Raw genomic sequence first — 21,956 nt, 5'->3', positions numbered from 1 at the left:
GTGTGGTGGCGGATGGGCTTTGCCCATCCGCCACCACACCCCTTTACCAAGATAACCTCATCATTTTGCTTCCCACCTTTATGAGTTATCTTAAATCCTTCACAATACTCTCGTACTCAAGAGCGATGCGCGCGGCTTCGTCCAGATCACCACGGGCACGGGCATCCCAGTAGGTGACTTTAAACGAGAGGTAGCGTTGACGTATTTGCAGCCGCGCAATCTGCTTCCCCAATTCTTCGGCGTGTGCCTGAAACAGTTCTCGCTTTTCGACTGCCGTCTCGTCGCCCTGCTCGCGAAGTGTCAGATAGGTACGCATCTCTTCTATGCTCATGCCAACGGCACGCAAATTTGCCAGTGACTCTATAATCTGCACAGTGTCAGCACTATAGCGTCGATGACCACTGCTTGTATCACGCCCGACATCAGGCACAAGCCCTATCTCTTCGTAGTATCTGAGGGTTGGAATGCTCAACCCACTTCTTTGAGCAACTTCATGAATGGTGTATGTTTCTTGATGCTGAACAGATGACATCTTATTCATATCCGTAGTATAAAAACCTCAAGTGCTTTAGGTCAAGAGCTTTCAGTGTTTCTCTTGAGCGTTGTGAGCTGTAACCAAAACAGTGAAGAGCCACTTTCCAGGACATTTACCAATAAATCGGCGCGCCGTAAACGGGGCTCCTATGGTATTATTCGTAAGGAATCTCTCCTCTCTAAAGGTCTCGAGAATTCATACATTGAAATGCTGCCGCGTTGCGGGTTGTATTTCTTAACATGGCGAAAGGATGCCCTATGTTACTCTGGCTTGGTGACAAGCTGTACCGGACGCGGTGGTGGGTGGTTTTGTTGGCAGTTGTACTCACCGTTTTTATGGCTCTGTATGGTTTCCAGGTCTTTGATGCTCTGCGTGGCATTGGTATCGAGGACCCACATAGCGAATCGATTCAGGCACGCGATCTACTCAAAAACACCTTTGCCTCCAAAGGCAAGAATACTGATACAGTGCTGGTCCTGCTCAGCGATCCGCACCTGGTGGCGACCGACCCGCAGTTTGCGCAGGCCGCGCAGCAATTAAGCGCAACCTTGAAGGCCCGCCCGGAGGTCTCGGCCTTCGCCTCCTATTACACAACTCACAGTTCTTCTTTTCTCTCGCACGACAAGCTCCAGGCCTTGCTCTATATGGAGGTCAATACTAGCGCGGGCGGGACAAAGGTCTATGACGCCCTGACCCCGCTGCTCAAGGCGCCTCCGCTGCATGTCGACATAGGTGGCTCGCTGGCGACCGATATCCAGTTTAACCAGCAATTGGAGCATGACCTGGCCTTTTCTGAGACTATCGCCCTGCCCCTGGTAGCCTTGCTACTGGTGCTCATTTTTAATGGGCTGGTCGCGGCGCTGCTCCCCTTGCTGATTGGTGGCTTCGCCATTGTTGGCTCGTTCGCGATCCTGCGCGTGATTACAACCTTTACCAGCGTCTCAAGCTTCGCCACGAATGTAATTACCATTATCGGGCTGGGCCTGGCGATTGACTACGCACTCTTTATCATTACCCGCTTCCGCGAGGAGCTGGCGAGCAATCCTGACCAGGTGAGCAGGGCCATTCAGCGTACGATGGCGACCGCCGGGCGCACCGTGCTCTTCTCCGGACTGACGGTCTGCACCAGCCTGATAAGCCTGCTGATCTTTCCCCAGGATGTTCTGCGCTCGATAGGTATGGCCATGATCGCTTCGGCGCTGGTCGCGATGCTGGGATCAATCACGCTTCTCCCCGCCATCCTGGCCCTGCTAGGGCATCGTGTGAACGCGCTCTCCATACAACGTCTCTTGCGTCGCCGCCAGCGTTCCGCCAGCGATACACGCCAGGGCGTCTGGTACCGCCTCTCCTACTTTGTGATGCGCTGGAGCATTCCCATTACGATTGTGTCTATTGCCTTTCTGCTCCTACTGGGTACACCCTTCCTGCACGCTTCATTCTCGCAGACCGATGAGCACTCGCTGCCCTTGAATGCCTCCTCGCGCATCGTAGTTGAACAGCTCAAGCAGAACTTCCCTGACCAGGGCAACTCTCAGCTCACGATTGCCGTGCGCACACCGGGGGATGCACTGAGCACAGAGAACCTGGCGAAGCTCGATACCTATGTCAGCAAGCTCAAACAATTGAAACATGTCACGAATGTGCAGAGCGTGGTCAGCCTGGTTCCCGGCCTGACGCTAGCGCAATATCAGCAGCTCTACGCGCATCCAGCTTCAAATCCGCAAATCACAGAGGCGGCGAAACAACTGGCGAAGCAGAATGTGACCGAGATCATCTTGACGGCGAACCTGGATGCCAGCTCCGATGATGCCAGAAGCCTGGTCAAAGATGTACGTGCCATCACGCCGCCCACAGACCTGAGCCGACTGGTGGGTGGTACGCCAGCGGAAGATGTGGACCAGTTCGCCAGCCTGCTGACGACGTTCCCCTACTCTCTGCTCCTGATGGGCGTGGCGATCTTTGTCCTGCTCTTCCTCATGACTGGCTCGCTGATTATGCCGCTCAAGGCCATTCTCCTGAATACGCTCTCCCTGACCGCCACCTTTGGCGCGCTGGTCTGGATCTTTCAGGATGGACACCTGCAAAACCTGTTACAGTTCAGGGCCTTTGGTAGCCTGGATAGCACTCAGCCCATCCTCATCTTTGCCATCGCCTTCGGCCTCTCGATGGACTACGAGGTCTTCCTGCTCAGTCGTATCAAGGAGCAATTTGATCGTAGCGGGGACAACCGCGAGAGCGTGGCGACCGGCCTGCAACGCACTGGCTGGCTGATTACCAGCGCTGCGCTTCTGCTGGCAATCGTCGTGGCAGCCTTCGCCTCCTCGCGCATCCTGGTCATTCAGGAGATTGGCGTCGGCATCTCGCTGGCTATCCTGATGGACGCGACCCTGGTGCGTGGCCTGCTGGTACCCGCGATGATGAACCTGCTTGGAGCCTGGAACTGGTGGGCGCCTCGCCCCCTCCAAGTACTCTGGCAGCGCTTCGGCCTGCGCGAGTCCCTGGAGGATCAGCCCACAGGCACACTGTATACTCCAGAAGAAGAGACCGCGCCCGTTTGAGGCCACTCCAAATATAAGAAATGGATACAAGCAGGGTGCCTTCCCATGTGGGAAGGCACCCTGCTTGTATCCATCATCTTACCAGCCAGCCGCGATGCCTTCGGCGCGGGGATCTGAGCCACCCTGCATAACGCCAGTGGCGGGATCAAAAATGATACCCTGGGCATAGCCCATGGTCGTGAGCCATGGCTTGCCCTCCTGTACCTCGTGTCCCAGGCTGCGCAGCGTCTCGACCGTCTCGCTCGGGAAGCGGTTCTCCATCAGCAGCGTCTCGCCGCCGGTACCATGAATGGCACCATGGACCCAGCGCGGCATTTCAATGGCCTGCTGCATATTCAGACCATAGCGGGCAAGGGCCGTGTAGACCTGGAGGTGCGTCTGAGCCTGACCATCGCCGCCCATGCTGCCAAAGACGATAGCGGGTCGCCCCTCGCGCAGGGCCATGGAGGGAATGAGCGTATGCAATGTACGCTTCCCAGGCGCCAGGGCATTGGCGGCAGACGGGTCCAGCGAGAAATACGCGCCCCGATTTTGCAGCACAATTCCCGTATCATCCACGACCACGCCGCTGCCAAAGCCCATATAGTTGCTCTGGATAAGCGAGACCACGTTGCCCTCGCGATCCGCCGCGCAGAGATAGACAGTATCACCCGTAAAACCGCCGGGAGCAACAGAAGCCTGTGCGCGCTGGGGATCGATCAGCGCGCGCCTGCTTGCCAGGTAATTGGCTTCAATAAGGGAGGCAGGATCGACGCGCATGTGCCCGAGATCAGTCAGGTAAGCCTGGCGATCAGCGAAGGCCAGCTTCTTGGCCTCAACCGCCAGGTGAACCGTTTCGGCGGAAAGAGGAGAGGCCCCGAGAGGAAGTTGATCCAGCATACCCAGCATTTGCAGAGCCGTCACCCCCTGGGTATTGGGGGGAAGTTCATAGATATCCAGGCCCGCGAAAGGCACGCTCAAGGGCGTCACCCAATCGCTGCGATGGGCTGCCAAGTCCTCACGCGTAATCAAGCCCCCCTCGCGGGCGAAGAAGCTGGCGATCTGCTCGGCAATGGCGCCCTGGTAGAAGGCCTCCGGCCCCTCTTTAGCGATGGTACGTAGCGTCCGCGCCAGCGTGGGGAAACGCATGATCGACCCGTGAGCGGGTACGCTACCGTCAGGGAGAAAATGGGTATGCCAGGAACGGTGAACGTCGGGCCTGGCGCTAGCATTGGTCAGGGCCGCGTGCAGGTCGGGTCCAATGGCAAAGCCTTCTTCCGCGTAGGAGATCGCGGGCGCCAGGGACGCACCTAATCCCAGGCGGCCAAAGCGTTGCGCAGCCTCGCCCCAGCCACTGGCACAGCCAGGCACAGTGACGGAGTGAATACCAAACACTGGCATGCGTTCATACCCCAGCTCATGATAGCGCTCAATGGTCGCGGTCCCAGCCGAGCGACCACTCCCATTTAAGCCGTAGAGCTTTCCACTAGCACCTTCATAGATAAGCATAAATACATCGCCGCCCAGACCACATACAAAGGGATAGACGACCTGGAGCATGGCACTCGCCGCGATGGCGGCATCAATCGCGTTGCCACCTGCCTTGAGGATATCTAACCCGGCTTCCGCTGCCAGATAGTGCGGGGCCGCAACCATACCCCGCCGGGCCAGGGTAGCCGGACGATGTTGAGGAAATGTCTGTGCTCCTGCTGTGAGGGCCAAGAGAAACCTCCTTTTACCATAAGCAATGCAAGACGCATTGAGATTACAAATATGCTGCTACTTAAGCAGGAATTTACCGAAGTATATCACATTCTAGTAGCAAACAAACATTCTTTATTACTTTAAAGCAAACACTCTTTATTACTTTACAACCATTCTTTATTACTTTATATCTAGGGAAATCTCTGCATTAAGCCTTGACAAAAAGCTTGACAAAGGTCAATTTGATATTATATTGTTACTAACAAGCAAGTTGCATTTGCCTTTCTATCCTATTCCCCAGGCAAAAATTGTCAAATAAAATCTGACTCACTTGCTTCCTTCAGGTTATCTACTATTACATAAACTGACAACGTTTTTTTGAGGTAACAACGCGGTTCCTCTTGTTATCATGTATTCTCAGCGTCTGCAACGCTTCGCATACTGGTGAGCCATGCAGTGGTGAGAAGTTTTGAGAAGATAGCGTATCTTTCTTTGAAGATAGCGTATCTTTCTTTATTTAGTGCTCCGAAAGGAAGGAACCAAGCCATGAGACATTCTTTTTGGCGAAGAGGAGGCATGGGTCAGCCAAGCCTGCTCCTGACACTTTCTCTGCTCTTGAGCGCCCTGGCGCTGCTACTAGCAGCCTGCGGCGGCGACACCACGTCTAGCACCCAGAGCAAGACTGGCGGTAACCTGACTGCCGGCTTAAACACAGATGTTGTAACGCTTGATCCAGTCAAATCGACGGCCCTTGTTGATCGGCAAGTAATGCTGAATATTTATGACACCCTGGTTCACGTCAATGAGCAGAATGCACTCGTCCCTGACCTAGCGACCTCCTGGTCGTATTCCTCGCCCACACAACTGGTGTTTACCCTACGCACCGATGTAAAGTTCCAGGATGGCACGCCTTTCAACGCGGATGCGGTCGTATTTAACATCAATCGTATTCTATCCAACCAATCATCGCCCCGTTATAGCGAGCTTTCAAGCGTCAAGTCGGTACAGGCCCAGGATGCTTCACACGTAGTCTTCAACCTCAAGACCGCCTTTTCGCCCTTGCTCGCAACCCTGAGCGACCGCGCTGGCATGATCTTATCACCAACGGCGGTTCAAAAACTGGGCGCGAACCTGGCAAATGCCCCTACCAATGCTGGTAGCGGACCATTTACGTTTGGCGAATGGGCCAAAGGGGACCATCTCACGATCAAGAAGAACGCCTCTTACTGGCAAAAGGATGGTCAGGGGAAGGCGCTGCCCTACCTGGATAGTGTGCGTTATCGCCCCATCACCAATGGCAGCCTGCGCTTCTCCAACCTGCAAACCGGGGCCATCAATCTGGCAGATGGGCTTGACCCGAACGATATCTCGTCGGCCAAATCCAACCCCGACCTGACCTATAAACAGGCGCCAGCCCTGAGCTTCTACGGCTTTATGCTCAACACTAAAGTCGCGCCCCTGGATAATCCCGATGTGCGCCAGGCTATCGAGTGGGGTGTTAACCGCCAGGAGATTCTGGATACCGTGCTCAAGGGCAATGGTGTTCTGTCAAATGGCCCCATTCCACCGACTAGCTGGGCCTATGACAAAAACTTTAAGCCCTACACCTACGATATTGGAAAGGCCAAAGCCGCGCTGGCCAAAGCAGGAAAGACCAGCATCACCTTTACCCTGCTTGTCCCTAGTGGCTCGCCGCTCAATACACAGGAGGCACAGTTTATTCAATCCGAGCTGCAACCAGCCGGGATTACGGTTAACATCAAACAGGAGACCTTTGCCACCATTTTGAGCGACACCAGCGCCCATAACTTCCAGGCGGCGCTCATTGGCTGGAGTGGGCGTCCCGATCCAGATGGCAACCTGTACTCGTACTTCCATACGGGCGGCGGCAATAATGATATGCAGTACTCCAATCCCCAGACAGACCTCCTGCTAGAGAAGGCACGTACCTCCAGCGATCAGCAAGAGCGCGCGACGGACTACCAGCAGGCGCAACAACAGATCTTGCAGGATGCCTCGTACGTCTTTATCAACCACGGAGTCTCAGTCCAGGCAACGACCACCAGCGTCAAGAACTTCACGATCCTGCCAACAGGCATTTACAACTTTGCGACAGTAACCCTGGCCGCATAAGAACATATTGAGTATGGCTGCCTGGCTGGCTTCGCCAGCCAGGTAGCCATACTCAATATATATAACCTCAAAACAGTGAAGGAGTACAGTGTGGCCCGCTATATCGCACAACGCCTACTTTTTATGCTTCCTGTAGCGTTGCTGGTCAGCTTTATGACTTTTATGACTATTCACCTTGTTCCGGGCGACCCGGCGCGTGTGCTACTCGGTGAGGACGCTACGCCCCCGGCCATCGCCGCCCTGCACCAGCAATTAGGGTTAGATAAACCGCTGCCCGAACAGTTTGGCACCTGGCTCTGGCAGGCTTTTCATGGCAACCTGGGGCAATCGATCCAGCTCCAACAGCCGGTACTACAGTCGATCTGGCAACGGCTTCCCGCCAGCGCGGAATTGGGCGTTAGCGCGCTGCTCTTCTCCCTGCTGCTGGCCTTTCCCCTGGGCGTCTATGCCGCCACGCACCGCAATACCTGGATCGATTGGCTCGTCAATATCGTCAGTTTGCTTGGCACGGCTACCCCTGCCTTCGTCCTGGGCTTGTTTCTCTTGCTCTTATTTGCCGTAAATCTGCGCATCTTTCCTCCAGGTGGCTATATCTCCTTTCAAGAGGACCCGGCAGGCAACATACGCTACCTTATTTTACCTATGATAACACTGGGCGCTGGATCTATCGCGGTCAATATGCGCCAGATCAGGGCCAGCATGATCGAGGTATTGAGCCAGGACTATGTGCGTACCGCGCGCGCCAAGGGCTTGAGAGAGCGCACAATACTCTATACTCATGCCTTGCGCAACGCCATCATCCCCGTGCTCACGATTATAGGCTTACAGGTAGGAGCGATTCTGGCGGGTACCTTCGCCATAGAGACCATTTTTCTCTGGCCTGGTATTGGTCAACTAGCTGTGACCAGCATCCTCTCCAAGGACTACCCAGTCGTTCAAGGAGTTGTGCTGCTCTCTGCCCTTTCGTATATGGCGGCCAATTTGCTCGTCGATGTCGGCTACGCAGTCCTTGACCCGCGCATAGGTTTTGAGGCGAAGTGAGGGTTGCATGCAAGGAGAGAAATATATGAGTGTACCAACAAGCCTGGAGAGCGAGACACAGGCTGACCCACCCGGCAAGAGAGAGAAGGCCAGTTCGGGTTTTAAGCAATTACTATACGCCCTGCGGAAAGATCCCCGCTGGTGGTGTGGCCTGATCCTGCTCCTCTTCATCTTGATAGCCATCTTCGCACCCATTATTAGTCCTTATTCTCCAATAACCTATAATCCCAAGCACATCGCCCAGGGACCTAGCGGCGCGCATCTGCTTGGCACAGATGAGCTTGGCCGGGATCAGCTCAGCCGTATCTTCTATGGCACGCGTATCTCACTCTCGGTCGCGGCGATTACGATTCTGCTAGGAGGCGTCTGTGGCACCATTCTTGGCGTCCTCGCCGCCTATAATAAGGGCTGGGTCGACCAGGTCATTACCATGCTGGTAGATGCCTTACTCGCCTTTCCATCGCTGGTCCTGGCCCTGGCTCTGGTTACCGCGCTAGGGCCCAGCCTGATCAACCTGGTCATCGCGCTGGCCGTGGTACGTATCCCTATCTACGCCCGTATCGCCCGGGGTCAAACGCTCCAGATAGCGTCCCAGGACTACGTCACCGCCGCGCGTGTGAGCGGCACCAGAACCTGGAAGATCCTGGCGCGCCACATCATTCCCAATATTTTTAGCCCTCTGTTGGTCCAGGCCACGCTCTCCATCTCCTTCGCCATTCTTGACGAATCGGTGCTGAGCTTCCTGGGACTCGGTGTACAACCACCCACGCCCGAATGGGGCGCGATGGTCAGCGAGGCCCAACCCTTTCTGCGCACCGATCCCTGGATGATGCTTGGGCCTGCCCTGACCATCGTGATTGTGCTCATCAGCCTCAATCTCTTTGGCGATGCCATACGCGATCATCTTGATCCACGCACAAGCACACGGCGGCTGGAGCGGCTCTAACCGTTATGAAGCGCTACTAGCGACAAGGTCGGCAAGGCGATCTACCTGGTCGAGATCAGCGAGGCAGGGCTCATCCACACCCTTGTCGCTAAGTCGCCTTCACGGCCTCCCGGCATTCCTCCAGGCCTGCTCAACCTGGGAATAGCCCTGAGACGCCTGCGAGGGATCCCCACACCCCCCCTAATAAAACCATTGCCCCAGCGTGCACTCCTCTGAAGAGCCGCCGGTGAATTACCACCGATGAGCACTTCGGGTCCACCCTGCTGCACCGGGGCCGAGCCAATCGCGCCCACCTGCTCATTGAGAGCCTGCCCACTACAGCAGGCGCTCAGCCGTTACGCCCTGAATAGTTCCTGGTAAACCAATGCTGACACGCATATTTTCACCTTTCTAAATAGAAACACTCCATCTACATTTACTCTACCAGGAATTCCCCCCACCTCATCTTAATAAACCTGTGAGACATATTGCGGCGAGAAGACGTAAGGAGACACGAAAAGAGAACCATTTCAGCGTCTTATTTAGAGTAATGTATACTCATGAATTCAATTGAGTGCCAGACATGTAAAAGAATTCAAACACATTTTATGGTTACTCAAATTATGTCGCCAACGTGGGCGGCTTGTTGCTTGCTTGAGAGGAGAAAGCCTTGACACACCCAAGCCATGCTGGCAGAAACTTCAGGTCGCTGTCTGTGCGCGACCTGCTGGATGCGCGGGATGCCTATCATGTACACCTGGCAAACCTGGAGAATGTGGTCGCGACCGCCATTGGCCTTTACCGCATTCGCCAGGATGATCCCGACGCGCACACACCTGTAAAGCAAACTGAATGGCGCCACCGTCATCAATCTCCCGAGCGCACGTTGGAGAATACCATCGTCCAACCCTGGTCCTGGCCCTGCGTGCTCGTCTTCGTTAAAGAATGGCAGACTCAACAAGCCTTGATCGAGGCGGACCCGGACCAGGTGGTGCCACGCTTCCTCTATCTCCCAGATGGCCGTATCGTTCCCACCTGCGTGATCCTGGCTCCGGAGCAGCAGGAGGCGCCTCCATCCCTGCGAGATGTGGCCTTCCCTCATGACATGCTCGGAGGAGGCTATCCACTCGTGACCGATACACAAGGACATGAGCACATAGGTTCAGCAGGTTGCCTGGTTACAGACGGCAATAACATCTATGTCCTGACCAATCAGCATGTGAGTGGAGAGCCGGGCAATACCGTCTACACCATTTCTAATGGGCAACGGCAGGCAATTGGCCAGGCAATTACAAATCAGTTGCGCAAAAGGGGCTTCGCGGAGGTTTATCCCGACTGGTCCGGGACAAATGCCTACCTCAACCTGGACGCGGGGCTTATTCGTATCGAGGATCTCAGCAAGTGGACAGCGCAGATCTTTGGCCTGGGCGAGCTGGGTGCGCCCGTGAATCTGAATCCTGAGAATATCTCCCTGGACCTCATCGGCCTCCCCGTCTGCGCGCATGGCGCGGCTTCAGGCAAGATGTATGGTGAGGTCCAGGCCCTCTTCTACCGCTACTGCTCCATGGGAGGCTTTGACTATGTCAGTGAGCTTCTGATCGGCTCCCGCCCGGGACAGCCAGCCCTCCAGACTATGCCTGGCGATTCAGGAACCATCTGGTGTCTTGATCCTGATCGCGCTCTGGGGCAACAGAAATCAGGAGGTAGCCCCATCAAGGCACCTACCCTCCTGCGTCCCCTGGCGCTTCAATGGGGTGGGCATGTAGTTCAGGAGGCACAGGGGAGCGCGCAACTTCGCTTCGCCCTGGCAAGTTGCCTGAGCATTGTATGCCATAAACTTGATGTGGACCTTGTCACTAGCTGGAATACGGGGCATCGCGAATACTGGGGCGAGGTTGGTCATTATAAAATCGCGGGCAGCGCCTGTGACATCCTCCAATTACCCAACCTCAAGACGCTGATGAGTAATAATAAAGACGCTATCGCCTTCGGAGATGATCAACTGGTACAAGGGACAACCCATATTCATGGTGGCGGGCAATTTGTCCCCCTGGCCGACGTGGCTGACCTGGTATGGAGGACAACGCGACCCCGGGACGAATCCAACCACTTCGCCGACATGGACCAGCCTGGGCAGGGGGCCTTTGACGGGCAAACGCTGCTCGATCTGTGCCAGGACGAACACAACGTCAGTATCACGCTCTGGAACAACTTCTATGACGCGCTCAACATGGATGCCAAGCGCGGCGCCTTACCCTTCCGCGTCTGGCAGATGTACGATGAAATGGTGGCGGCCTTAAAGCAGCAAGATGTCGCGAGCTTCGTCTGTATCGCGGGCACAATGGCCCATTATGTGGGTGATGCCTGCCAGCCACTGCATGTCTCCTACCTGCACCATGGGCACCCAGACCAGCCATCTGAGCATGGCGTACATAGCGCCTACGAGACGGCCATGGTCAACCGCTTTACCGCCGAGATTGTGGATGGCGTCAACCAGAAGTTGGCGGGTATCACGCTCAACCCACCCATTGCAGGGGGCAAACAGGCGGCACTGGCCGTTATCGCCATGATGCGCCACAGCCTTCAGTTCTTACCGCCCGAGACTATTATTGCCGCCTACAACACTGGGAGCCAGATGCACAACAGTCTGAACTACATGTGGCAACAGCTAGGCGAGCAGACCATACAATTGATGGTGGATGGAGCACAATGCCTGGCCTCCATCTGGGAGTCAGCCTGGCGCGAAGCCACGGGCGAACAAAGCATTCCCAGCACAGCGCTAGGCACCATCCCAACCAGGCAGCTACAGCAACTATATTCCCAGCCTGGTCTCGCGCCCTCCTACCAGTTCCAGGACCCCCGCTTCGCCCAGGAACTGACCGCAACGTCAGCAGACAAGACAAGCCAGGTCCCTGCTTAGCAGGGGCATAAGACAAAATGTAGGGTCCGTGCTGGCATGGACCCTATAACAACACCGTGCATCCGCGCTGTTCAAGTTGGTCAAGCCAGGTGGGAAGCGGGGAGAGCTTTAGCCATCTCAGGTCTAGCTTCTCCAGGTGCTGGAGCTTCTGCAAGCCTGGAGGGAGCGCCGTTAACCTGTTGGCGCGCAGGTCGAGAGAACGCAGCTTAGCCAGATTACCAAGAGAGGCTGGAAGAGCGGCGAGGCGGTTATTGCGCAGGTCCAGGACGGTAAGGTTCTCCATTTCACCGAGGGAGGTGGGGAGAGAAGCAAGGTGATTGTTGGTGAGGCGTAACTCCCTCAACTGCTTTAGCTTGCCCAGAGAATCTGGCAGTGCCTCCAGGCGATTGTTCATCGCATGTAGCTCGCGTAAAGCTGCCAGATTGCCAAGCTCTTCGGGCAAGGTTGACAGTTGATTGTTATAGATCCTTAACTCTTTGAGGTTGGTCAGGCAGCCAAGACTGCGCGGGAGTTTCGTGAGCTGGTTATCGGTGACATTAAGATATGCAAGCTGGGTAAGATGTGTGAAAAGTGACTCAGAGAGGGCCGACAGGCGATTATTGCTGAGATAGAGGTAATGCGTCAGGTTCGTCAACTGACCAAGCGACTCGGGGAGCAAAGTAAGCTGGTTATGAGCCACGTCCAACATTTGCAGTTGTGTTAGCTGGCCGATGCGCTCGGAGAGAGAAGTAAGCTGGTTCTCCGCGAGATTCAAGACCTGGAGGCGCCTCAATTCCCATAATGACTTGGGGAGAGAGGTGAGCTGGTTCTTGCCAACGCTAAAGTCGCGCAACCCTTGCAATCGCCCAATATCAGCGGGCAGGTCGGTAAGCTGATTTTTATAAAGGCGAAGCGTCTCCAGGTGTGGAAGCTGGTAGAGGGAGGAAGGCAGAGCGCTCAGGCGATTCATATCTGCGTGCAGCGCGCGCAGATTCACCAGAGTGCCCAGGGCATGAGGCACCGTAGCGAGCTGATTGTCATCCAGGTACAGCTCCTCTAACTGCTCCAGGCAGCCAAGCTCTTCGGGCAAAGCCGTCAACCTGTTCTCGGTAAGATCTAAGACCCGTAGCGAATTCAGTTGAGCCAGGGACACGGGAAGCGTAGCAAGTCCACAGTAGCGTAGCGATAGCCTGGTTACCTCGCCATTCTCCACAATTGACCTCCGTTCTCAAAAGGTATGATAAATGGTATGATGCAAGTTAGCGGCCTGTGGCCGCTAACTTGCATCATACCATTTATCATAGCGAGCGCCGCAGGCGCGAGAAGTCATGCGAGATAGGATAAGGCATGCCAGAGACAAGCGACGAGACGCACTATGTCTACATTCTTAAATGCGCGGACGGCACACTCTACACAGGCTACACCAACAACCTCCAGCGGCGAGTCGCCACGCATAACGCGGGAAAAGGTGGACACTACACACGCGCGCATCGGCCCGTGACTCTCCTCGCCAGCTGGGCGTTTCCAGGCAAGAGCGAGGCACTCCGAGCCGAATATCAGATCAAGTGCCTCTCGCGTCAGCAGAAGCTCAAACTGGTCGCGCAAGCCTCAGGACATCCTCAGAGCGCAACCACCACCGGACTGCCCGGTCTGCAAGGTAAAGGTACGATCCTGCCCATCCATGGTTCCGACGAAGTGTAAGTCGGAGGGCTTACTACCCGCACAGGCCTTCTGGGCCGACTTAACCGTCAAGTCTAGCTGTGGATGCACGCTCGCCTGCGGCTGGAAGAGCAGGCTATAGGTATGGCTACTTGGGGGTACATACCACGAGAGCGTCACCTTGATACTACAATTGGGCGGCACAACCACCCATCCCGCATACATGGCACGTCCAGGCTCATCGCTCTTCTGATTGGTTAGCTGACCGATGGCCGGGATCGGCTTCTGGAAACCAGCACCATAGTCGAGAAATGAAGTGGAGTCGGTATCAACAGGAGCCGTTGTACAAACAAGAGTGCCATCTCCATATACGTCCTGTGCGCATGCCTGATAGCCCGCGCCAGAGCCACAATATGGAGTTAAGTGATGCGCGAAACCGTAGCTCGAAATGAGTTGGCTAGAGGGCGGGACATAGATACGCACATAATCGCGATAAGTGCTCATGCCGTAGACATCGCCCTTCTTTTGATAATTCAGCATCATCACCATTTGATGGGTCGCCCCACCCGAGGCATCGAGACTAACAATATCTTTTATCGATGTAGTTACATATTGCGATGCCTTACTGGCACTCAGGTTAGATTGCACGATAGCCAGGCCATCATGCTGGGTCGAGCGATCCAGCGAAGCGATTGCACCATATTTGGTGATCAGGGCATTAACCTTAGGATTGGTGAAGTAGATCTGTAGATCCTTGGTTTTCGTCGCGAGAAACATCTCATTCACCAGAGACAGCACCTTATCATATGGCAGGTGCTGAGCCGTATCCATCAGGGTTTTGGTCACCTGCTGGGTAAAGAGCTTGCGCGCCTGCTGCGGGTCTTCCACCTTTTCAATAATCTCTTCCCGGCGAATTCCAGTGTTATCTAGTTGATAGTAATGCAGCCGCGCCTCAAGATTTTGCTCGGTAATAGTCTCATTGTAGGCTGCAATATGGATAGGGCCGGTCACATGTAAGACGTGTTCAATCAAGGCAGGCGTAAAGATAATGACGCCATCAAGCTTTTTCTCAAACTCGTAATTATAGCGGTCCATAATCAGGCGCGCGGATGTCGGGAAGTCGGCGGAGAGATTGGCATCTCGCATACCAAAGTTACCAACAGGCCACCAATTATTATAAGGATCTGGCGCTGGCTGACCTACCACTTTGCCATAGACTTTCTGATCTGGCCGCGCAGCACCTTCACCTGTAATATCCTCTTCAAACTGGGCAATATTCTTCAGCTTCAGCGGGGACATATGTCCACCATTAATTGAGAGCTCGCCAAACTGCCCGGTAAAGCCGCCCGTGGCTCGCAGTTCCGCGCGGTCCATTGGTTCCACCAGAAAGGTGCGCGGTTGGTCAGCACCAAGCAACCAGCTAATCTCGCTCTTCATGCTCATTGTCTGGTTCAGGCCGACTTCAGCCGCAGGCAGGAGTTTCAGGAGTGAGCCTACAAGATTACTCTGTTTGCTACTCAGCGGCAAGGTGTTGAGGGAGAGGCCTCGGGCCTGCATATTCATGGCATGGACATGCGGAATGATGAGGTTTATATCTGCAAATATTTCATCAACATTGCTCGATGTAAGATACGGCTTTAAGGGGGCGGTGCTCTCCTCGGTATTCTTACTCCCGCTATTGAGGGGATTATTGAAGGCTTGCGAGAGTGTGGGAGCCATTTTGATGGCGGATTGAAGCGCAATCTGGCCAATCTCGGTAGCGTCGACCCCAATGTGTACCAGGGAACGAGCAGTCCCCACCTGGGCAGGTACCATGTTAGCTAACATGGCCACATTTCCATCCTGGTCCAGCTCATCCCGCAGCCTGACCAGGTCACTATGTGCCGCGTTGATCTCTCCCTGAACCTGGCGGAGCTTCTTCACATCGAAGTAACGCGCCAGGTTGCCATGGCTATTCCCTCCGCCACTAAAAACGTTTTGGGCCGCCTCCAAATGTTTAATGGCGCTATCGGCCTGGCTATACAGGGCAAAGGCGTTCACACTCTCAAGCACAATAAACACTGAGGGTAAGAGTAAGAGTGCAAGCATGGCCAGGATCACGATTTTGGCACGCGTTGATAGGTTGGAGTATTTCCTGCGTGCTTTGACAAACGCATTAGGGCACGGCGCATTTGCGGCAGCAGGCGGCCGCTGCATATTGTTCAGATTGCCACTCTGTCCAGCCAGGGCCTGGGGGCGTGGTGTAACGGGCGGTTGGGCGGGGCCTGGTCCGTAGCCTATCCCTGACTGTGAGACAGGGAACGGCGCAGGCATGGGGTTATACCCTCCTATCCCTGCCTGCGAGGCAGGATTCTGCTGATATGATACTGCACTTGCAGGTTGAACAGCCGGAGCTTGCATCGTTGGTCGATCCGCCAGGTCACCAGAGGAGGAATGCGAAGGTGTTTCAGTCGGCATAGCTGGAACAGGTTGGGTACCAATTTCGCTGCTGTCCTCATGAGCGAGGGCACCTGTATGTTTGCTTGCCTCACTGCCAGGAATAGGCGAACGGAAGAGCTTGTTTGCACCCGGCGGTTTAGACATAAAAGCCTCCAAATAAAGCAGAACACATATATAGAGAAAGAGGAATGTTCAATGCAAAACGTTTATCTTGAACTAAATATATTACTCTCTATTTAGTTTTATCGTTTGAGGATGAGATAAGCATCTTTTTTAGCCTAATTGGCTATGTTTTCGCTCCTGCGGCGCTCAGAGATCAATTGTGTGTTGGATAGTGGTTGGGTGGTTGGGCGCATGCGCCCAACCACCCAACCACTATCCAACACACAATATTTGTTTAGGTGACGATTGGGACTTCGTGTGGGTATTGCTCGTAGAGCTTGTCTGCTACGACCCGGTGGAGGCGCGTGACGGTTGTATGGATATCGCTAAAGGAGGTATAGAGAGGGGCCAGGCCCAGGCGGATATTGTCGGGCGCGCGGAAGTCGGGTAGCACCTGCATGTCGTTGATGAGCGCCATATCGATGCGCAGGCCTTCCTGGTGGCCAAGCGAGACGTGCGAGCCACGCTGCTGGGCCTCTCGTGGCGAATTGAGGACAAAGCCGTCTGCCTTAAGCACGGCTTCCCATAGTTGTATCAAATACTCGCTTTGTTGCTCAGACTTGGCGCGTAGGGCGTCCAGGCCAGCCTCTAGCAGTACATCAACGCCTGGCTCGATCAGTAAGAGCGAGAGAATGGGGGGCGTCCCCGTTAAAAACTGGCGTAGGCCCATGGCGGGTTTGTAGTCCAGGGCAAAATTAAACAGGTCTCTCTGGCCCATCCAGCCAGAGATGGGGTTGCCGAGGCGCTCCTGTAGCTCGCGACGAATGTAGAGGAAGGCAGGAGCGCCCGGGCCTCCATTCAAATACTTATAGGTGCAACCGATTGCCAGGTCGACCTGGGCAGCGTTCAGGTCAACCGGAACCGCGCCCACGGAGTGGCTCAAGTCCCAGAGTACCAGCGAGCCCACACTATGGGCGGCCCGGGTTAACTCGGCCATGTCGTAAAGGTAGCCACTCTTGAAGACCGTGTGCGATAACGTCAGCAAGGCGACCTGCTCATCAAGGGAGCCCTGGATCTCGGCGGCGGGACCATGGATGCCATCAGGCGAAGAAATGATATCGAGGCGATGCCCCTTCTCCAGAAGCTCAATGGCCCCCTGGAGTACATAGAGGTCCGAGGGGAAGTTTAAATCATCCGTCACTAGGCGCGTTCGTCCCCGCTGCACCCGCAGAGCAGCGACCACCAGCTTGAAGAGATTGACCGAGGTGGAGTCCGCCACAATGACTTCATCTGATTGTGCTCCGATCAGGCGCGCTATCTTCGCGCCAATACGCTCCGGCGCTGTGAACCAGCCTTCATTCCAACCGCGAATTAAGCGCGTCCCCCATTGCGTCTCGATCAGCTCCTGGGCATAGGCCTGTGTGGCTTTTGGGAGACGTCCCAGAGAGTTGCCATCCATATAAATAAGCTCAGGGTCAGGAACGACAAAGCGCTCCCGGAAATGAGCCAGCCGATCTTGCGCATCAAGCATCGAGGCATAGTCGGCACTTAGCGGTATAGCCATCATTGGTATTCCTTTGTTCAGTACAGGTTTGCTTTCTCCACACTATATCACGTCATGTCAGCCAATCGTACAAGCCTACAAGCATGAGATATCTCTCATCTTCTTCCAATAGAACTCACATAAAACCTTGCTACTCTAATATACAGAAGATCCACCGAGGACGAACTGAGATGAAAGGAAATAGCCAGAAGTGATAAAGAAACATAGCCTCTCGATCATTCTGCCAGCCTATAACGAAGAGCAGGTTATTGGTAATACTATCCTGGACGTCTGGCGCGTTCTGCAACAATGGCGGTTGGACGCTGAGATTATTGTGGTGAATGATGGTAGCGCGGATCGGACCGGCACTATCGTTGCTGAGCTTGCCAGAGACCTACCACAGCTTCGCCTGGTCACCCATCCAACCAATCAAGGCTATGGAGCCGCGCTGGTCAGTGGCTTTGAGGCCGCGATGAAGGAATTGACCTTTTTTATGGACTCCGATGGACAATTTGATATTCGCGAGCTACAGCAATTCTTCGGCGCCGTTGAGCGGTATGACGCGGTCATCGGCTATCGCCTGGAGCGCCAGGACTCGGCAATGCGCCGCCTCAATGCCTGGGGCTGGAAGTGCCTCATTGGCTGGTTTCTCGATATCCATGTCCGAGATATCGATTGCGCCTTTAAACTCTTACACACCGAGTTCTTGTGTACACATCCCTTAGAGACCCGGGGCGCCATGATCAACGCAGAACTCCTCTACAAGTTGAAGCAAGCGGGATACAGCTATCATGAGATTGGCGTGCTCCACCTGCCCCGACGCGGCGGACAAGCCACGGGCGCCAAACTCAGTGTTATTCTGCGCGCCTTCCGCGAACTCATCATCTACACACGCAAGTGGCGCCAGGAGAAGCAAGCCCTTGTAAACAGCCAGACAGAACTACCACTCCCGCGCCAGGCCTAGCCGGAGAAGTCCATGCTGGCATGAACTCTACAATTAACGCGGAAGTTCCTGACGCAAATGATTGTCTAGCAATACGCATAAAACATATATATAACTTGTCCTTTCAAGAAGAAAGAGTACACTAAAGATATGACAAAGCCTAAAAATTATTATCACTCTTCCTTCTCGAAAGGGCATATGAAATTTCTCTCATACACTTACAATGTTTTTCTCATAGAAAAAGACTACACTGGCCAATAATAACGTCGAACGAATAGTGCCGGTGTTAGTCAAAGAGCAGGAGACTAGAAATATGCCACAGCGAGAAGAATATATACATTATGAGGATGTTTCGCCTCTTCATACCATTCCTTCAACATCATTTATAATGTCAAACACATATACTGATCAACAACTAGTACCAGGCCAATTCCAGCATAATCAGGCTCAAATACCTGAATATCCTGTGGAGCCAGAGCAGAAGAAAAGGCCAGAGATGCGTCAAAAAAGAACAGGCGGCGTCGCCTTAGCCTTCCTCATGCTTGTACTCCTGCTTGTCTTCGGCGTGGGTCTCTTCGCAGGCTGGCAATTTGTTCACACACCTGCGCAAAGCACTACATCTACGACCGGTTCAGCAGCCTCGTCATCCAGCACTACATCAGGTACCACGCAGGCGGAGAGCGTTATTAGCAGTGTTGAGCCAGCGGTCATCGAATTAAAGGTAACAACCTCTCAGGGCGAGCAGCTTGGCTCAGGCATCATCTTTGACGCGCAAGGCGATATCGTCACCAATAATCATGTTATCGATGGCAGCCAGCAGATTGAGGCAGTCTTGAGCAATGGCTCGACAGAACAGGCACAGTTAATCGGAACCGATGCCTCACATGATCTGGCAGTCGTGCGCATCGCGCCTTTTGCGCATATGATCATAGCTCAATTCGGCGACTCTACTAAAGTAAAGGTTGGACAGGATGTCATCGCCATAGGTAATCCCTTAGGGCTTACAGAAACGGCCTCGCAAGGCATTGTAAGCGCCTTGAACCGCAGCGTCTCCGAATCCGCCGCAGTGACCATCTCTCAGGCAATCCAGACCGACGTGGCCTTAAATCCAGGCAATAGCGGGGGTGCCCTTGTAGACATGCAGGGGAAAGTCATTGGCATTCCCACCCTGGCCGCCATCAATACAGAATCGAACACAACCGCCAACGGCATCAGCTACGCCATTCCTGCCAGCATCGTGCAAAGCGTCATTCGCCAGATCCTGCAGCAAACCGCGTAGTTGGAAGATACAGCAAGCAAGCAAGCAAGAAAGTAGCCTATCATGGAAACACAGTTATTCAACTTTGCTAAAACAAAAGCGGCTCGCCCCCAGGCAAAAGCCCCGGCCTCGCCTGCTAAACCAATGCTCAAGGCGCGGGCGTTGGCTCTGGCAAATACTTTTAAACGAGGAACGGCCCTGGCCTCACTTGCCACCTTTGGTATCGTTGGTGGCCTGATCGCCTATCCTCAATTCCAGACAGCGGCTAAGCCAACGAACTCATCATCAACCGCCAAACACGTGACACCCACCACAGCTACATCTCAGAAGAGCAACAGTTTTTTCCGGCAGCAGGGAGGAAATAACCTTGGATCGCAAGATGCCTTACAGGGAACCAGTACCGCTACCCCAACGGCCACCAGCGCGCCAGCCTATACTCAGGGAGGCACAAACTACAGACCACCAGCAATCGTCAATAACGCGCCCAGCTATAGCCCCCAAGGTCCCGTCAGTGGCTCCAACGCCTCCTGACTATCGAGATCCTCTGGGTATGAAGCGCCGCGAGTTCAAGGCGATGGGAACCACCATCTCCCTCCTACTGCCTATAGAACAGGCAGAGGCGGGAGAACAACTGGTGCACACGCTCTTCAGCGTCTGGGAAAGCACATTAAGCCGTTTCCTGCCCGAGAGTGAGCTTTCCCAACTGAACCGGCAGCCAGGGGTACCTACCATTGTCAGCGAGCTGCTCTTAAACACGCTGGAGACGGCCCTGACAGCGGCCCACGCGACAGAGGGGATCTATGATCCAACCTTGTTGGAACAGCTAATACGCCTGGGATATGATCGCACCTTTGAGGCTATCGCGCCTCGGCAGGATAAACCTGAGGTAGGGAGGGTTCCAGGAGGATGCTGGCGAGCGATCCAGGTCGACCGGGCCGCGCGGCGTATCACCCTGCCCCTGGGTTGTAAGCTGGATTTTGGCGGGATCGCCAAAGGCATGACGGTTGATGCCGCGCTACATCTTCTCCAGAGAGAGGGCATCTCCTACGCTTTGGTGAATGCAGGTGGCGACCTGGCGGTGCTGGGACTACCTCCTGGGGAGGGCCAGTGGCCGATTGCCATTCCAGGGCGCGAAGAGTCCTGGACCATTCCATTGCGGGCGGGCGCCCTTGCCACCTCGGGCATCGCGCGTCGTCACTGGCAGCAGGGCCAGACACGCTATCATCATCTGCTCCATCCACACACGGGCCTACCCGCCTGGAACGATCTATGGTCGGTAACCGTCGCGGCCGACCGTTGCGAGCAAGCCGAGGTCGCAGCCAAAGTCGCCTTTATTCTTGGGATTGAGCAAGGTGCAGCCTTCCTGCGCGCTCATCATATCGCGGGCCTCTTCGTGCGCGAGGATGGGACATGGGAGACCATTGAGCCATGGCCCATAGCGCTTATGAAGGGTGAGGAACAATGAACGTCATCTGGCAAGATATTACCTGGGATGTCGCCCGAGCCGGAGGCTTCACCTCCTATATACTGCTCACGCTGGCAGTGTTTGTGGGACTCGCGCTCTCTACACAGGCGCAGTCACGCACCCACTGGCCGCGCTTGATCAATAGCGAACTACATAACTTTCTCACGTTACTCAGCACAACCTTCCTGGGCATTCATATCGCGGCCGTGTGGATCGATCCCTTTACCCACTTCGGTTGGCGCGAGATCTTGCTTCCATTCGCCAGTCATTATCGTCCGCTCTGGATGGCCCTGGGCATCATTGGCCTGTACCTTGGCCTGGCGATTGGCCTGAGCACCTTGCTTCGCCCTCGCATTGGTTATACATGGTGGAAGCGTCTGCACGTCCTCACTCTGGCCATCTTCGTGCTCGCCGGCGCCCATGGCATCATGACCGGTAGCGACACTCACGCCACCTGGGCTATGGGCATCTATGTTGCCAGCTTTCTCCTGGTAACTCCCCTCCTCTCTCGCCGCATTCTTGCGGGCAAGAAAAAGAGCAAACGCGCGCTAAAGCATAGAGCCACTACCACACAAGATACTCCTGCCATGTCGCAACAAAAGGAACACTCGCTCCCGACCCGGGGCGTGGCTATCCATCAACCGTGAAAGTGTCCATCCTCTATCGTCTCGGCTCGCAAGCTCGCCTGTTTGTAAGTATAAGGGATGGGCGTATGCCGCGGAGGAATCGCCCGTGCCACACGCCCATCCCTCATATATGTCTCTGAGAGCCTA

At 54.8% G+C, this 21,956-nt stretch carries 16 protein-coding genes; 11 read left to right on the top strand and 5 right to left on the bottom strand.

Going from position 1 to position 21,956, the window contains the following annotated elements; all coding sequences use genetic code 11:
* Positions 1-85 precede the first annotated feature (85 nt).
* The gene (locus JMJ16_RS42355) at positions 86-532 is read right to left on the bottom strand and encodes a MerR family transcriptional regulator (RefSeq protein ID WP_255553288.1); all 447 of its coding nucleotides are present in this window, start codon (positions 530-532) and stop codon (positions 86-88) included.
* Between the two features lie 260 nt (positions 533-792).
* On the opposite strand from JMJ16_RS42355, the gene JMJ16_RS42350 reads away from it, so the two are divergent.
* On the top strand, positions 793-3,093 hold the full coding sequence (locus JMJ16_RS42350) for an MMPL family transporter (RefSeq protein ID WP_201391398.1): 2,301 nt from the start codon (positions 793-795) through the stop codon (positions 3,091-3,093).
* Positions 3,094-3,171: 78 nt separating this feature from the next.
* Here the strand turns inward: JMJ16_RS42350 and ggt are convergent, their stop codons facing one another.
* Positions 3,172-4,794 (bottom strand): gamma-glutamyltransferase, encoded by a 1,623-nt coding sequence (gene ggt, locus JMJ16_RS42345; protein WP_201391396.1) that lies wholly within the window; start codon positions 4,792-4,794, stop codon positions 3,172-3,174.
* A gap of 528 nt (positions 4,795-5,322) precedes the next feature.
* Between ggt and JMJ16_RS42340 the strand changes: the two genes are divergently transcribed.
* The 4 genes from JMJ16_RS42340 (at position 5,323) to JMJ16_RS42325 (ending at position 11,795) form a co-directional block, all read left to right on the top strand.
* Complete coding sequence (locus JMJ16_RS42340) at positions 5,323-6,909, top strand: ABC transporter substrate-binding protein (protein WP_201391394.1); 1,587 nt, start codon at positions 5,323-5,325, stop codon at positions 6,907-6,909.
* A gap of 90 nt (positions 6,910-6,999) precedes the next feature.
* Positions 7,000-7,950, top strand: a complete 951-nt coding sequence (locus tag JMJ16_RS42335) for an ABC transporter permease (RefSeq protein WP_201391392.1) — start codon at positions 7,000-7,002, stop codon at positions 7,948-7,950.
* A 25-nt stretch (positions 7,951-7,975) separates the two neighbouring features.
* Entirely contained in the window at positions 7,976-8,896 is a 921-nt protein-coding gene (locus tag JMJ16_RS42330; RefSeq protein ID WP_201391390.1) for an ABC transporter permease, read from the top strand.
* Between the two features lie 649 nt (positions 8,897-9,545).
* Complete coding sequence (locus JMJ16_RS42325) at positions 9,546-11,795, top strand: hypothetical protein (protein WP_201391388.1); 2,250 nt, start codon at positions 9,546-9,548, stop codon at positions 11,793-11,795.
* 43 nt (positions 11,796-11,838) lie between these two features.
* On the opposite strand, the gene JMJ16_RS42320 is transcribed toward JMJ16_RS42325, so the two are convergent.
* Positions 11,839-12,987, bottom strand: a complete 1,149-nt coding sequence (locus tag JMJ16_RS42320) for a leucine-rich repeat domain-containing protein (RefSeq protein ID WP_201391386.1) — start codon at positions 12,985-12,987, stop codon at positions 11,839-11,841.
* A gap of 134 nt (positions 12,988-13,121) precedes the next feature.
* On the opposite strand from JMJ16_RS42320, the gene JMJ16_RS42315 reads away from it, so the two are divergent.
* On the top strand, positions 13,122-13,475 hold the full coding sequence (locus tag JMJ16_RS42315) for a GIY-YIG nuclease family protein (RefSeq protein ID WP_201391384.1): 354 nt from the start codon (positions 13,122-13,124) through the stop codon (positions 13,473-13,475).
* Here JMJ16_RS42315 and JMJ16_RS42310 read toward each other — a convergent pair.
* Positions 13,383-16,016, bottom strand: a complete 2,634-nt coding sequence (locus JMJ16_RS42310; RefSeq protein ID WP_201391383.1) for a DUF4012 domain-containing protein — start codon at positions 16,014-16,016, stop codon at positions 13,383-13,385. The two genes, JMJ16_RS42315 and JMJ16_RS42310, sit on opposite strands and share 93 nt — an antisense overlap.
* 253 nt (positions 16,017-16,269) lie before the next feature.
* Entirely contained in the window at positions 16,270-17,538 is a 1,269-nt protein-coding gene (gene kynU / locus JMJ16_RS42305; protein WP_201392327.1) for a kynureninase, read from the bottom strand.
* A 190-nt stretch (positions 17,539-17,728) separates the two neighbouring features.
* Between kynU and JMJ16_RS42300 the strand changes: the two genes are divergently transcribed.
* From JMJ16_RS42300 to JMJ16_RS42280, 5 genes are all read left to right on the top strand, one after another.
* On the top strand, positions 17,729-18,481 hold the full coding sequence (locus JMJ16_RS42300; protein ID WP_201391382.1) for a glycosyltransferase family 2 protein: 753 nt from the start codon (positions 17,729-17,731) through the stop codon (positions 18,479-18,481).
* A gap of 475 nt (positions 18,482-18,956) precedes the next feature.
* Positions 18,957-19,739, top strand: coding sequence for a S1C family serine protease (locus JMJ16_RS42295; RefSeq protein ID WP_236601935.1), 783 nt, complete (start codon positions 18,957-18,959; stop codon positions 19,737-19,739).
* A 42-nt stretch (positions 19,740-19,781) separates the two neighbouring features.
* A complete protein-coding gene (locus tag JMJ16_RS42290) occupies positions 19,782-20,249 on the top strand; it encodes a hypothetical protein (RefSeq protein ID WP_201391380.1) in 468 nt (155 codons plus the stop codon).
* A complete protein-coding gene (locus tag JMJ16_RS42285) occupies positions 20,230-21,183 on the top strand; it encodes an FAD:protein FMN transferase (RefSeq protein ID WP_201391379.1) in 954 nt (317 codons plus the stop codon). The genes JMJ16_RS42290 and JMJ16_RS42285 overlap by 20 nt, the downstream gene beginning before the upstream one ends.
* A complete protein-coding gene (locus JMJ16_RS42280; RefSeq protein WP_236601934.1) occupies positions 21,180-21,830 on the top strand; it encodes an iron reductase in 651 nt (216 codons plus the stop codon). Before JMJ16_RS42285 ends, JMJ16_RS42280 begins: the two co-directional genes overlap by 4 nt.
* Positions 21,831-21,956: the final 126 nt, after the last annotated feature.

This window comes from Ktedonobacter sp. SOSP1-52, assembly GCF_016587395.1.
Note: the sequence above shows the minus strand (reverse complement) of the source record. Positions and strands in the feature narration are given on the sequence as shown.

What these genes read in the sequence shown, in the direction of transcription:
- JMJ16_RS42355 (WP_255553288.1), bottom strand. Translation starts at nt 532, where the DNA reads ATGTCATCTGTTCAGCATCAAGAAACATACACCATTCATGAAGTTGCT.
- JMJ16_RS42350 (WP_201391398.1), top strand. Translation starts at nt 793, where the DNA reads ATGTTACTCTGGCTTGGTGACAAGCTGTACCGGACGCGGTGGTGGGTG.
- JMJ16_RS42340 (WP_201391394.1), top strand. Translation starts at nt 5,323, where the DNA reads ATGAGACATTCTTTTTGGCGAAGAGGAGGCATGGGTCAGCCAAGCCTG.
- JMJ16_RS42330 (WP_201391390.1), top strand. Translation starts at nt 7,976, where the DNA reads ATGAGTGTACCAACAAGCCTGGAGAGCGAGACACAGGCTGACCCACCC.
- JMJ16_RS42315 (WP_201391384.1), top strand. Translation starts at nt 13,122, where the DNA reads ATGCCAGAGACAAGCGACGAGACGCACTATGTCTACATTCTTAAATGC.
- JMJ16_RS42310 (WP_201391383.1), bottom strand. Translation starts at nt 16,016, where the DNA reads ATGTCTAAACCGCCGGGTGCAAACAAGCTCTTCCGTTCGCCTATTCCT.
- kynU (WP_201392327.1), bottom strand. Translation starts at nt 17,538, where the DNA reads ATGGCTATACCGCTAAGTGCCGACTATGCCTCGATGCTTGATGCGCAA.
- JMJ16_RS42295 (WP_236601935.1), top strand. Translation starts at nt 18,957, where the DNA reads ATGCGTCAAAAAAGAACAGGCGGCGTCGCCTTAGCCTTCCTCATGCTT.
- JMJ16_RS42290 (WP_201391380.1), top strand. Translation starts at nt 19,782, where the DNA reads ATGGAAACACAGTTATTCAACTTTGCTAAAACAAAAGCGGCTCGCCCC.
- JMJ16_RS42280 (WP_236601934.1), top strand. Translation starts at nt 21,180, where the DNA reads ATGAACGTCATCTGGCAAGATATTACCTGGGATGTCGCCCGAGCCGGA.